The 13,195-nt window shown below is 70.4% G+C and carries 11 protein-coding genes; 4 read left to right on the top strand and 7 right to left on the bottom strand.

Annotated elements, in window-relative coordinates; translation table 11 throughout:
• From CV1CTNOD_RS22980 to CV1CTNOD_RS22965, 4 genes are all read right to left on the bottom strand, one after another.
• The coding region (locus tag CV1CTNOD_RS22980) for a VWA domain-containing protein (RefSeq protein WP_131788118.1) at window positions 1–616 on the bottom strand (616 nt) is incomplete at its 3' end.
• Window positions 613–1,896, bottom strand: coding sequence for a protein phosphatase 2C domain-containing protein (locus CV1CTNOD_RS22975; RefSeq protein ID WP_131788037.1), 1,284 nt, complete (start codon window positions 1,894–1,896; stop codon window positions 613–615). The genes CV1CTNOD_RS22980 and CV1CTNOD_RS22975, both read right to left, overlap by 4 nt.
• Before the next feature lie 15 nt (window positions 1,897–1,911).
• Window positions 1,912–4,458 (bottom strand): serine/threonine-protein kinase, encoded by a 2,547-nt coding sequence (locus CV1CTNOD_RS22970; RefSeq protein ID WP_242606953.1) that lies wholly within the window; start codon window positions 4,456–4,458, stop codon window positions 1,912–1,914.
• Window positions 4,455–5,822 (bottom strand): hypothetical protein, encoded by a 1,368-nt coding sequence (locus CV1CTNOD_RS22965; RefSeq protein WP_131788036.1) that lies wholly within the window; start codon window positions 5,820–5,822, stop codon window positions 4,455–4,457. Before CV1CTNOD_RS22965 ends, CV1CTNOD_RS22970 begins: the two co-directional genes overlap by 4 nt.
• Window positions 5,823–6,249: 427 nt before the next feature.
• Between CV1CTNOD_RS22965 and CV1CTNOD_RS22960 the strand changes: the two genes are divergently transcribed.
• The 4 genes from CV1CTNOD_RS22960 (at window position 6,250) to CV1CTNOD_RS22945 (ending at window position 9,814) form a co-directional block, all read left to right on the top strand.
• Window positions 6,250–7,095 carry a (Fe-S)-binding protein gene (locus CV1CTNOD_RS22960; RefSeq protein WP_131788035.1) on the top strand — a complete coding sequence of 282 codons (846 nt, stop codon included), beginning with the start codon at window positions 6,250–6,252 and terminating at the stop codon, window positions 7,093–7,095.
• Complete coding sequence (locus CV1CTNOD_RS22955; RefSeq protein ID WP_131788034.1) at window positions 7,092–8,585, top strand: lactate utilization protein B; 1,494 nt, start codon at window positions 7,092–7,094, stop codon at window positions 8,583–8,585. Before CV1CTNOD_RS22960 ends, CV1CTNOD_RS22955 begins: the two co-directional genes overlap by 4 nt.
• The gene (locus CV1CTNOD_RS22950; RefSeq protein WP_131788033.1) at window positions 8,572–9,378 is read left to right on the top strand and encodes a LutC/YkgG family protein; all 807 of its coding nucleotides are present in this window, start codon (window positions 8,572–8,574) and stop codon (window positions 9,376–9,378) included. Before CV1CTNOD_RS22955 ends, CV1CTNOD_RS22950 begins: the two co-directional genes overlap by 14 nt.
• A 202-nt stretch (window positions 9,379–9,580) precedes the next feature.
• Entirely contained in the window at window positions 9,581–9,814 is a 234-nt protein-coding gene (locus CV1CTNOD_RS22945; RefSeq protein ID WP_242606952.1) for an SHOCT domain-containing protein, read from the top strand.
• A 103-nt stretch (window positions 9,815–9,917) separates the two neighbouring features.
• On the opposite strand, the gene CV1CTNOD_RS22940 is transcribed toward CV1CTNOD_RS22945, so the two are convergent.
• The 3 genes from CV1CTNOD_RS22940 to CV1CTNOD_RS22925 form a co-directional block, all read right to left on the bottom strand.
• Complete coding sequence (locus CV1CTNOD_RS22940; protein WP_242606951.1) at window positions 9,918–10,733, bottom strand: hypothetical protein; 816 nt, start codon at window positions 10,731–10,733, stop codon at window positions 9,918–9,920.
• A 354-nt stretch (window positions 10,734–11,087) separates the two neighbouring features.
• On the bottom strand, window positions 11,088–11,588 hold the full coding sequence (locus CV1CTNOD_RS22935; protein WP_131788031.1) for a hypothetical protein: 501 nt from the start codon (window positions 11,586–11,588) through the stop codon (window positions 11,088–11,090).
• Window positions 11,589–12,052: 464 nt separating this feature from the next.
• On the bottom strand, window positions 12,053–12,973 hold the full coding sequence (locus CV1CTNOD_RS22925; protein ID WP_131788029.1) for an NADP-dependent oxidoreductase: 921 nt from the start codon (window positions 12,971–12,973) through the stop codon (window positions 12,053–12,055).
• Window positions 12,974–13,195: the final 222 nt, after the last annotated feature.

The raw sequence follows: 13,195 nt of genomic DNA, 5'->3' as shown, positions 1-13,195 counted from the left end.
CGTCGACCGTGCCGAGCAGGGCCGTTGCGATGTGGCGAAGCTCGTCGACGCGCCAGTCGGCCCCGACACCGCGGCAGTCGCACTGGAAACGACCGACGCACGCGGCGACGGCCTCGTCGAATTCGGATGTGCGCTCACCGTTTTGCCCGTCGGTCAGCAGGATCGCGTGGTGGATCGCGTTCGGCCTGGTGGCCATCAGTTCCCGGGTGCGGGTGAGCCAGCGGCCGATCGCGGTGCCGCCGTCGGGTTCGAGCCGTCCGATCTCCGCCTTGGCCGCGGCCCGCGTCCGCTTGTCGGCCTGGACGAGCTCGGACCGGGTCGGATAGACGGCCTCGGTGATTCCCGACCCCTGCACGATCGCGAACCACACACCGTCGGGCAGGGCGTCGACCGCAGCCTTCGCGGCTCGCCGCATCTCGATGATCTTTGTCTGTGGTGCCGCCATGGATCCCGAACAGTCCAGCATGATGACCTCGGCAAGCTCCGCCGGCCCACCCTGGCTCAGCGGACCTACCGGGCCGTGCGCTCCCCGGACAGTGACCACCGCGTGTACCTCGCCGTGGCCGTAGGCCAGATACTCGTTCTGGAAGACCTCCACAGCGAACGGCGTGGTCATCGCTGGTCCCTTTCGGAGGTGTGCCTACCGGTGTGCCTGCCGGTGGGTTCCGGGCCGACCTGCGCGATCACAACCGTGATGTTGTCGTGGCCGCCGCGGTCGATCGCATGTCCGGTCAGGTGGCGGGCGATCGTGACCGCCGAGGCGTTCGGCGGGAGCTGGCCGACGACCGCGGCCATGTCCTCGGCACGGGACAGGTAGTTCCACAGCCCGTCGGTACAGACCAGCACCGTGGCCGAAACGGGCAGCGGGAAGACGCGGACATGCGGGGTGACGTCACCGGCGTCGGCACCGAGCCAGCGGGTGAGGGTGTGGGCCCGCCGGTCGGTCTCGACCGTGGACGCGGGGATCAGCCCGGCGCGGGCGGCCTCGGCCGCCCAGGTGTCGTCCTCGGTCAGGCGTTCGAAGCAGCGCGCTGCGAGCAGATACACTCGGCTGTCGCCGATCCAACCGACGGTCACACGTCCGGTGCCGTCCTGCTCACGCGTGATGATCGCCGCGGTCAGGGTGCAGGACGGCGAGCTGCGTCCGACGGCAGGCACCCGGGCCACCGCGTCCTGTGCGGCGGCGACGGCGGCGTGTATCGCCCGTTCGGCCTGGCTCGGGGGCAGCTCCTCGCTGAGCACGCTGGGTGGCCTGGTCGGGATGTCCGCGTCGGGCCAGCCGATGTCGTCGGTGTCATAGTCGCCGTGATCGTTGCGGTAGTCACTGTAACGATCACGGTAGTCGGGCGGGTCACCGTCCTCGCCGAAGTCCGCACCGAAGCCGGGGTAGCCGAACGGGTCGGGTCCGGCCGCACTGCCCCGATTCCGACGATCTCCGCCCTCGCGGTCCCGTCCGGGGCGAGTGCAGGGGGTGGGCTTGGCAAGTAGCGCAGTCGCGGCCGCCACCGCCGCACGGGCCGCCGCGCGGGCCGCCGGCCCGGATCCGGGCGTGCTCGACACGCCGTCACAGACCACCGCGATCAGAGTGGAGCCGACCATGGCGACGCCCATCGCGTCCTCGTTGGTGGCGTGACGCACCCCTCGGTCACAGACGCCGGCAACCGGGCCGAGGTCGATCTCGCGATGGTCGGCGTCGTCGGTCTCCGCCGGCGTTGTGGCCCGCAGCGGCGTTCCACACGCTTCACAGAAGCGGTCGTCCGGGTATGCCGGACTCGCGCACACCGGGCAGCGTCCCCCTTTCTGGTCGATTCCGTACCGTCCCTTCTCCGCGGCGGGGTCGTGGACGACCCGCCCGGTCCTCGTGACTTCTGCCGTGGATCGCCCACGGTTGATCACGTGCGTATCACCTGATCAGACCAGCGTCCACGGGCGGACGCGGTTTGCCGCCTCTACCATGGCAACGCGCTGGGGCCGGGTCGTGGTGAGCCTGGCCAGATCGCGGTACACCTGTTCCAGGCCGGAACGCACGTCTCGGACGCGCAGCGGCCGTCCCGCGACGACGTCGTCACCAGGTTGTAGTGTGCCCGCCTCCAGCGCCTTGAGTGCCACCTCCAGAATCGTCCGTGCGAGATCCGCCCGTGCTCCTGGGTCGGCGTCCAGCACGTCGAGATTGCCCGACGCCTCGGCGAGTTCGGCCCGTCCGGGACGACCGGCGGGGTCGACCATGGCCCGGATGATGCGGGTCCGGGCGTACACGTACGCCGCGGACGCCCGCGGCACGCGTTGCCATGCCTCGATCGCGCCGCGCATGTCACCGGCGCGCAGGCGGACTCGGGCCAGCCCGAACGACGCCGACGTGAACGTCGGGTCGGTGCGGGAGACGACGTCGAACATGCGCGCGGACGTCGCCGGGTCGGCGGTTTCGGTCGCCAGGGCCAGGGCCAGCTTGGGCGCGAGCTCGCCGGGAAGCGCGCTGTAGACCTTGTCGAAGAAGTCGCGGGCCGCCTGCGCGTCACCGGCGGTGAGTGCGAGCAGCCCCCGGTACCAGTCGGTACGCCACTGGTAGGGGTCGTCGTTCGCGACTGTCGTGAGCAGGGCCTGCGCCCGGGATGCCTGGCCGGCCTCCATCCAGGCGCGGGCGAGGTGCAGGTGGGTCCCGGGGGTGGCCGGGCCGGTCCGGTCCGCCGGGCTCATCGTCGAAAGCAGCTTGGTCAACTGTTCGGGTTCCACGTCGGGTAACGCGGCCAGGGTGGCCGCGGCCGGGTCTTCGGGGTCGGGCCGGCATGTCGGCAGTATCGACCACGGCGGTCCGGCGACGCTGCCGTCGGGATTCTCTCCGGTCAGATGCGCCTCCGAGCCGAAACGCAGACTGGGCGCGGGATTCGGTCGTCCCTCCTCGACGGCGACGATCTCCCGCAGGACGCCCAGCAGCTCGTCGGACATCTCGTCCGCACTGGCGAACCGGGCATCGGGGTCGGTGGCCGTCGCCCGCAGCAGGAAGCGGTGGAGACAGTCGTGACGCGCGAGCACCTCGTGGGCGTCCTGCGGGGGAATCGTGTAGGAGTAGGTGGTGGTGTTGCCCCGGAAGTCCAGGAGCAGAGTTGCCAGCGAACGCCCGATCGTGAACAGGTCGGAGGCGACCGACGGCCCGGCCGTGGCCACCTCGGGAGCCCGGTAGCCCGGGGTGGCGTACGACAGGCCGGGATCGCCGATGCGGTGCACCGCGCCGAGGTCGATGAGCTTCAGCGAATCACCGGAGAGCATGACGTTGTCCGGTTTGAAGTCGCAGTAGACCAGGCCCTGGCGGTGCAGATAGCCGAACGCCGGGAGGATGCCGAGGATGTAGGCGATGGCCTGGGTCACCGGCAGCGGGTCGGACCGGCCGCCGGCGGCTTCCCAACGCTGCTTGAGCAGCTTCAGCAGGGACATCCCGCCGACGTACTCCATCACGATGTAACCGCTGCCCTGCCACTCCACGAAACTGAAGATCTTCACGATGTTGCTGTGGTCGACCGAGGCGAGGAACCGGCGTTCGGCGATGGCCGCGGCCGTCGCCTGCGGGTCATGGGTGTTGAGCAGGCCCTTGAGCACGACCCAGAAGTTCTCGGCGACGCCCCGGTCACGGGCGAGGTACACCCAGCCCTGACCGCCGAACGCCAGGCAGCCGGCGATCTCGTACTGGCCGACGACATCCCCGGCCGCGAGCTTCGGCACGAACGAGAACGGATGCCGGCATTTCGGGCAGAAACCTTCCAGTAGACCCGGGGTGTCACTGCGTGCCCGCCCGACCGGTTCGTTGCATATGGCGCAGTGCCGGCTGCGTTCGGGAACCTGCGGATCGGCCAGCACCATCGACGCGGGATCGAGCACGGTCACGTCGGGGACGCTGACGATGCCGGCGCCGAGCCGGCTGCGCGACGGGATCGACCCGGATCTCCTCCTCCGCCGCGAACGCCTCGGGCTGCCCGGCCCGGTACTACTCGATTGCAGCGCGCCTATGCTCATCGCGCTCGTGCTCCGGCCCCCTGCTGCTGGCGGGCTGGCTTGCGCGCCGATGGACGCCTGGTCGCGCTCTGGCAGGTCCTGGCCGGATGCGGGCGAGGTCGCCGCCAACCCGCAGATGTCGCAGTAGCCCTCGTCGAGGGTGCCGGTGCAGTCGGGCTGCGCGCAGGGGGCGCCGTCGCCGACCGGGACGGCGGGGAAGGGACGCGCCACCCCGCCGGATGCCGCTGCGCCGGATGGCTGGCCCGCTGTCATACGTCTCAGCAGCTGGTTCGGCACCGGTCGGTTGCCGGCATCCGGTTGGCCGGGAACGGCCGGAGCGGGCAGCAACCCGCAGACGTCGCAGTAGCCGTCCTCGATGGTGCCGTCACATCCCGGCTGGGAGCAGGGCGCACCGTCATTGCTGGGGCCACCGCTGACTGGCAGCGGGCCGCCACCGGACCGGGAAGTGCTCACTTCTGCTCGGTCCCCCTTCCCCTGCTCTGGCCGGCGCTGCTGCTCTGGCCGACACTGCTGTTCCGGCCGGGAGCGCTGTTCGGGCTGGCACCGCTGTTCCCGCCGGCGGCGCTGCTCGGAGCGGTACCGCTGCTCGGGCTGGCAGCGCCGCTTCGGCTGGCAGCGCCGCTCGGCGGTACGTGCCCGACCGGGCCGTATCCGGCACAGCCGCCCGGCGTGGACCGGCGGTCGACCGCCGCACCGAAGGCGCTCACCAGCGCGGCGGCCCGGTCGAGATCGGTCGGTGCCGTGTACAGGACCGATCGGGCCTGCCGGTACAGGTCGGCGAGTTCCGGTTCCTCGATGACACCCCGCCCGGCGGCCTTGGCCTGCCAGCCGTCCAGGAGGCCGCGCAGATCGTCGCGGGTGCGCAGCACGGCCGCGTTGGTCTCGGTGACCCGACGAGCGGAGATCAGCGTGGCGTCCGCGAGTTCCCGCCAGCGGTCGAGCCCCCTGCTCGCCTCCTTCCAGCGGCCCGCCGACGCCGTCGCGGTCAACCGGTCGAGCCAGGTCCGCAGGCCGTGACGCTCGTCGTCGAGTACCCCGTCGGGCAGGCGGACCAGGGACGTCCCCGGCCGCAGGATGCGTCCACGGGCTCGGTCGGCGTCCGCTGCCGCCTGCTCGATGAGGGCGACTATGCGATCCAGCAGTTCCCTCGCGCCCTGTAGCGCTTTTGGCAGGGTGTCATGCCGCCTGGCCAGCTCGCCCAGCCCGGTCCAGGCCGCTGCGACTGCCGCCTCGAGACGTGCGGACAGGCCCTCGGGCAGCGAAAGCGGATCGGTGGCGGCCAGCTCGGAGAACTCGGCCAGCAGGCGGCGGGCGATGGCCAGACCCGCCTCGTCGTCCAGGTGTAGCCGGGAGGCGATCGCGGCGGCAGCGGCGATCTGCTGTTCGGCCGTGTCGACGACGGTCAGCTGGGTGTTCCAGACGCTCACGATCTCGTTGATGCAGGTGCGTACGGTCTGTAGTGCCCCGTCGGTGCGGCCGGCCAGATCCGCCGGGCGGATGCCCAGGTGCGTGAGCGGGTTGTGCAGCAACGCGTCCAGCTCGTCGATGGTGCGGGCGTCCATCCGGGCTTTGTCCCCGCGGATGGCACGTGCCCGCTCGACAAGGTCGGTGAGGATGCCGTACCAGTGCCAGGCATCGGCCAGGGCGCTCAGCGCGGCCGTTGCCCGCTGGTGGGTGCTGCCGGTGAGCCGGTCGGGGGCGAGCAGAGCACGTTCGGGCGCGTTCTCCAGTTCCATCAGGACGGCTGCCTGGGAGGCGAGCGCGTCCGACAGCAGGGCCAGAGCCCGGTCGATCCGCTCCTGGGTCATGCTCGCCATGGTCACCGATCCCGATATTCCGGTACCGGTCGATCGGACATCCACCCGTCGAACCGCGGCTGGCTCGCTGTCATCGTGGTCGCCGGGTCGCTCGTGATGTTGCGGGTTCGGTGGCGGCGGTATCCACTACGGCAAATACGGCAAATAGTACCGAAGATGTGTTGGCCGTCACGGTCCGACGATAGTTCGACTGTCGCAAGGTGTGAGGTAGAGGTTGTACCGATCCGGTGTCAGCTTGCGGACAGACAGCCTGGCTGAACACCGCCCCGGCGGATTACGTGTCTCGCCGCCGTCCCCGCACCGGACCGGCCGACAGGCTTCACGTACGTTCCGGTCACGGATTGGATGGTCACCGGGCAGGTACCGGTATGAGGCACAAGTGTGAGTCGCAAGGATGCGCGGGTCGCAAGGAGAGGAGGATGACGCCGTGAGGGTTGCGCTGTTCGTGACCTGTTTCAACGACATCGCCTTTCCCGGGACGGGGAAGGCCACCGTCGAGCTGCTCGAACGGCTCGGGGTCGAGGTGGACTTCCCCTCTGCGCAGACCTGCTGTGGACAGATGCACGTCAACACCGGTTACCGGGCCGAGGCCATGCCGTTGGTGCGTGGCTTCGTCGAGGCGTTCGAGGGATACGACGCGGTGGTCACCCCGTCGGCGTCGTGCGCCGGCACGATCCGTCATTTCCACGGCCGGCTGGCCGCCGAGCGGGGTGACGCGGCGCTGCGTGACGGGGTGGCCCGGACAGCGCCGCGGGTGTACGAGCTGGCGGAGCTCCTCGTCGACGTGCTCGGGGTCACCGACGTCGGCGCGTACTTCCCGCACCGCGTGGCCTACCACCCGACCTGCCACTCGCTGCGGGTACTCGGACTGGGTGACCGGCCCCACCGGCTGCTGCGTGCGGTGCGCGGGCTCACCCTTGTCGATCTACCGGCCGCCGAGGAGTGCTGCGGGTTCGGCGGCACATTCGCGATCAAGAACGCGGACGTGTCGGTGGCGATGGGCGCGGACAAGGCGCGCCACGTCCGGGAGACCGGGGCCGAGGTGCTGGTGGCCGCGGACAATTCCTGCCTCGCGCATATCGGCGGGCTGCTCTCCAGATGGCGGTCCGGAGTGCGCATCCTGCACCTGGCCGAGGTGCTCGTCCCGACCGAGGCCACACCTGCTGCACCTGCTGCACCTGCCGTACCTGTCATACCTGCCGTATCCGCAGGGCCCGGGCGAGTCCCGGCACGACAGCGGGGACGGGCACGGAAGCGGGGATGGCCGGCATGACGGCGATCTTCATGGGGACGCCGGCGTTCCCCCAGGCGGCGCGCCACGCGCTGGCCGACACCCAGCTGCGCCGCAACCTGGCGCACGCCACCGCGACGATCCGGGACAAGCGGGCCCGGGTCGTCGGCGAGCTCGACGACTGGGAGGCACTGCGTCTCGCCGGAGCCGCGATCAAGGATCGTACGTTACGGCATCTGGACGGCTACCTGGAGCAGTTCGAGCGAGCGGTCACCGCGGCCGGCGGCCAGGTGCACTGGGCTGACGATGCGGCCGAGGCCAACCGGATCGTGGTCGACCTTGTCCGCGCCGCGGGCGTCGACGGCAGCGTCGACGAGGTCGTCAAGGTGAAGTCGATGGTCACCGCTGAGATCGGCCTCAACGACGCGCTGGCCGCGGCCGGGATCGCCGCGGTGGAGACCGATCTGGCCGAGCTCATCATCCAACTGGCCGGCGATCTGCCCAGCCACATCCTGGTCCCGGCGATCCACCGCAACCGGGCGGAGATCCGGGAGATCTTCCTGCGCGAGATGGCGGACGCGCCCGCCGACCTGTCCGACGAGCCGCGGGCGCTGGCCGCCGCAGCCCGGACGCACCTGCGGCGCAGGTTCCTCACGGCGAAGGTGGGGATCTCCGGGGCAAACTTCGCGGTCGCCGACACCGGCACCCTCGTGGTGGTCGAGTCGGAGGGCAACGGCCGGATGTGCCTGACCCTGCCGGAGACCGTGATCAGTATCGTGGGTATCGAGAAGGTGGTGCCGACCTGGTCCGATCTTGAGGTGTTCCTCCAGCTGCTGCCCCGGTCGTCGACCGGGGAGAGGATGAACCCGTACACGACGACATGGACGGGCGTTACCGAAGGTGATGGTCCGCGTGCGGTCCATGTGGTGCTGCTCGACAACGGCCGCAGCCGCGCGCTGGCCGACCCGGTCGGCCGGCAGGCGCTGCGCTGCATCCGCTGTTCGGCGTGCCTGAACTCCTGCCCGGTGTACGAGCGGGTTGGCGGCCACGCCTACGGATCGGTCTATCCGGGCCCGATCGGCGCCATCCTCACCCCGCTGCTGAACGGGGTGGACGCCGGGCCGGTGGAGAAGGCGCTGCCGTACGCGTCCTCGCTGTGCGGCCGGTGCTTCGAGGTCTGCCCGGTGCGCATCGACATTCCCGATGTGCTGGTGCACCTGCGCGGCCAGGTCGTCGACGCCGCGCGCACCCACCAGACGCCGGAGGCGGAGGCGCTCGGGATGCGGGCGGCCGCCTGGGCGCTGGCCCGACCCGGCCGGCTGGCCGCCGTTCAGCGGGCTGTTGGTACGGCGCGGCGGCTACTCGGTGACCGGGAGACCGTCGGTCCGGTGCCGCTGCCCGGCCCGGCCGCGGCATGGAGCCGGGCACGCGACGTCCCGCTGCCACCACGGGAGTCCTTCCGTGCCTGGTGGGCGCGTACCCGTGGCGAGAGCGCACCAGCGGCGAAAGGTGGTCGTGATGAGCGCACGTGAGCAGATGTTGCGCCGGATCCGAGCGGCGCTCGCCGACGTGCCCGCGACCGAGAAGCCCGAGGACGTCCCGGTTCCCCGCGACTATGCCCGTACGGCCCGCACGTGGGAGCAGCCGGCGGCAAGAGTGGAGCTGGCAACGGTGGAGCTGTTCTGCGAGCGGGTCGCCGACTACCGGGCCACGGTGCATCGGGTGCGTCCGGACGGCCTGGCCGTCGCGATCACGACGGCACTCGCCGGCGCGCGCCGCATCGCGGTTCCGGTCGGGCTGCCCGTGGACTGGCTCGCCGCAGCGGCACAGACGGTGGCGCAGGCGGGGGGACAGGTGATCCGGGACACCGGCGAGGCACCGCTGTCCGTGACCGACCTGGACGCCGTCGACGCGGTGCTCACCGGCGCCGCGGTGGGGGTGGCCGAGACCGGCACGATCGTGCTCGACGGCGGTCCGGCCTGCGGCCGCCGCGCGCTCACGCTCGTCCCCGACGTGCACGTGTGCGTCATATCGTCCGAGGACATCGTGGACGGCGTACCCGCCGCCATCGCCCGCGTACGTCCGGACCGGCCGTTGACGTGGATCTCCGGCCCGTCCGCGACCAGCGACATCGAGCTGCACCGGGTCGAGGGTGTGCACGGGCCGCGCACCCTGCACGTGATGGTCCTCGAGAGCCCCGGCGCTCCTGGCGGTCCCGACGCACCGGACCGGCCCGCACGTGATCGGGTCCGCACGACCGGTTCAGCGTCGTTTTCGGGACGTTCGGCCGGATTGGTGGACCCCTTCGGGCCTGCCGGCCCATGACGTTTGGCGGGCGAGAACGTACCCGCAGAGGGTATGCCCCAACTGCTCAGACGTCGGGGTGGTGCCGGAAGCCTCCGATCGGCCGGGACAGCGCGGTTGCGGTGTCCTGCGCGCTGCCGAAGGCCGCAGGCAGGCGCCGGCAGGGGAGATGATGACGATGTGGTGGCACGGTGGCAATCCGGGTGGCTGGGGGATCGCACTGATGACGATCAGCATGGTCACTTTCTGGGTGCTGGTCATCGCGGCGGTTGCCGCCGTCGTCCGCTACCTCGGCCGCCCGTTGCAGCAGGCTCCCACGCCGCCCGCACAGCCTTACCCGCCCACACCCGAGCAGGTGCTTGCCGACCGGTTCGCCCGCGGCGAGATCGACGAGGAGGAGTACCGCCGCCGCATCGAAGTCCTGCGCCACCCGGGACAGCCGCTGACCAAGTCCTGACCCCGCTGGCTCCTGACCCTTGCGGGCTTCCGACCCTGCGGGCCAGGTCCTGACCGGAGCCACAGTTTTCCTGATCAAATGGCTCCGGTCAGGTGATGGTCGGTCAGCCGACGGGCAGGATCACCGCGGCCGTGTGAAGCACGCCGGCGGTCTGGAACTGCACGAACAGCCGCCAGTTGCCGGCTTGCGGCAGCGTTGCCTCGAACGGCAGGATCGGTCCGCCCTTCCCACCCTCCCCGCCATCGGTTGCGCCCATCGGATGCAGGTGGGCGAAGGCAAGGTCGCCTTCGTGGAAGGCGGTCAGGTGCGCATAGGTGTCCAGGTAGGGCTGCAGGTCGGTGACGGGCGCAACCCCCCTGGACACGGTGATCGTCAGGGTGCGCGCTGCCCCGGCCGTCAGCTCGCCGGCCAGGGTCAGGGTGTAGCCGTCGACCTGGGTCGTGGTCGACGGGGGCGGCAGCGGTGTGTCGGCGGAGCTGCCGGCAACGGTGATCGGCTGGCTGAGAACCAGCGGGACGTCTCCATCCGAGGTGCTCGTGGTGATGAACGAGACGTACACCCGGTATGAACCGGGCTGCACCGGCTGGAGCGGCGCCGTCCAGGTGCCGTCGCCTTCCGCGGTCGGGTGCACATGCTGGAAGCCGGTGAGATCCGACCGGATCAGATAGAGGTGCATCGGCTTGGTCTGATCCGGCTTGAACGTGGCGAGCGGCGTGCCGTCCCCGCCCGGTGACCCGGGAACCTGGGCCTCCGGCAGCGCGAGAAAAGCATGATCGCGCTGCTTTTGACCCGCTAGGATCTGGAAGCGGAACGAGGTCGGCCGGCCGGCCGGCAGCGTCGACACGGCCGGGACGAACCGCAGACCGGACGCCTCGGCGGCCAGACCGTCCCCGGCCGGCAGGCCCTTCATACCCGACATCCCGGCGTCTCCCATGCCCGGCATCCCGGCATGGCCCGAAGCCTCGCCATGGCCCGGCATCCCGGCACGTCCCGACGCCGAGGGCGACGCTATTGAATGTTCCATCCCCTGCCCCATCCCCGGCGTGGCCGTGGAGCTACTGCCGCAGGCGGTCAGTGCCAACCCGACCACGATGGTGACACCGGCCGTCACACAGACGGAACGTAGGTGGACGAATGGATACAAAATGCAGCCACGCGAACACGGCAATATAAGCATTGAGATCAGAATCTTTCCGGATGGCGCGCGGCACTCGCGCGCAGGTGGACAGGCGCGTCGGCTGACCCGGGCCTCGCTCCGGTCAGCCGCGGCCCGTCACGTCCGGGATACGCACAGCCTTGTCAGCAGACACGAACCGGCCGGCGGCGGGGCACGACGCCTGTGGCCATCACCGTCGGCACCGGCGCCTTGCCCCCAGGCGGGCCACGTCCACGCGACCACACCGATACCGAGCAGGAGTGCCAGCAAACCGGCCGGCCCCGCCTGGGGAGGCAACGACATGCACAATGCGCCATGTCCGCCGGCATTGCCGGCATCGTCGGTGACCACGGACGCCATGGGCGGCGACACGGACGCCTCGTGGTCGATCATCGAGACGGGCGCCGGTATGTGCAGCGCTGTCGAAACCTCGTGACCGGCGCCCGAGCCGTGTACCGCCGTCGCCGACTCCGCCGCACGGCCGACGCCAGGGCATCCCAGCCCCACTGCCACACCATGCATGATGAACAACCCGGCCAGCGCCGTACACGCCAGCATCATGCGGTAGAGCGGCACCAGGCGGGCCACCGCCCGCGTCGGCACCGCCCCGCCGGCCATCGCATCTCTCTCCCACTGGAACCAACAACTGTCCAACATGGTAGAGCTATGCATCCACGGAGCGCGTATGGGTCGCCTCTGTCCGTGGAGGTGAATGTTCCCACTCCAGAACAATCCGACGCGCTTCGTGCCCTGATCTTGGAGTTGCGACCGTTAGACCCGGACTGTCTCGGGCGGCATCGTGTCATGGGTCGGCTGGGCAGCGGTGGGACGGGTGTCGTCTATCTCGCCGACAGACCGTTGGGCCGATAGCTTCGGCCCGGGATCCCCGGAGACGACGCCGCCGCGGGCGTCGTCGTCGTTGTCCTGCTCGACACCGGCGGCCGGAGCAAGGTCTACCTCGCCGACACGGACTGCGGTGTAAGAATCTCGGCCGCATCGTGACGGTGCGCGGGATCATTCCACCTCCGTTGTAGCGAGCCCCACCCACGCTGGTTCGCGGTTCCGCCGGAAGGCGCGTTCGATCAGGCCGGCAGCAGTACGATCTTTCCGCCGAGGTGGCCGGCCCGGCTCGCCTCGAGTGCGGCGGCTGCCTCGGTCAGCGGGTAGGTACGCCAGATCGGCACCTGCAGGCGTCCGTCCTTGATGAGGGCGAGGATGTCCTGGATCGCCTGCACGGTGTCCTCCCCGCCACCACCTACGTGGAAGCGGATCCCGTGGTCGGCGGCGTCGAACGCGGCGATGGTGAGCACCCGCTCGGGCCCGCCGGCCAGTTCGATCGAGACCGGCAGCTCACCGCGGCCCGATGCGTCGAGCACGGCGTCCACCCCCTGCGGGGCGACCGCGCGGACACGGTCCGCCAGACCGTCGCCATAGGTGATTGGGATGGCACCAAGTGAACGCAGCAGTTCGTGGTTGGACTCGCTGGCGGTACCGATCACCCGCACGCCGCGGGCGACGGCCAGCTGCACGGCGAGGACACCGACGCCACCCGCGGCAGCGTGGATCAACAGTGTTTCGTCCGTTGCGACGCCGAGCAGATCGAGTACCTTCCACGCGGTGCCCCCAGCGCCGGCGAGGCTGCCGGCGACCTCCCACGACACATCGGCCGGCCTGGTGACCAGCGCCGCGGGGTCGGCGAGCGCGAACTGGGCATAGGAGGGGGTCGAGGACGACCCGAGTACCTCGTCACCGACTGCGAAGGCGGTCACGCCGTCGCCGACCTGGTCGACGACGCCGGCAACGTCCTTGCCCAGACCTGCGGGAAAGTCCAGCTTGAGCAGCTCCTGCAGGGCACCTTGGAGGATCTTCCAGTCGACGGGGTTCACGCTCACCGCCCGTACCGCGATACGTACCTGACCCGGACCGGCAACCGGGGCCAGGACGTCGACGACGCGCAGCACGTCGCTGGTGCCGTACTCGGAGAACTGCACTGCAATAGGCATTTGCTCGGCTCACAATCTGCTGACGGTCGTATCGGTGGTCATCTGCCCGGCGGGGACGGTCCCACCGTCCCGACAGCGGACCGATTCGTCCCGGCTTGTAACACGGTTCATCCAAACTTGTAACAGGACCGCGCCGCGGGCTCCGTGTCCAGAAACGGCCATGGCCAGGACTGGCCGGGACGGCGGTGGCGCCTGCGCGAACCGATTCACCCACCCACCCAC

Source organism: Protofrankia symbiont of Coriaria ruscifolia, from assembly GCF_900634745.1.
GTDB lineage: Bacteria > Actinomycetota > Actinomycetes > Frankiales > Frankiaceae > Protofrankia > Protofrankia californiensis.
This window is presented reverse-complemented; position numbering and strand designations above follow the sequence as displayed.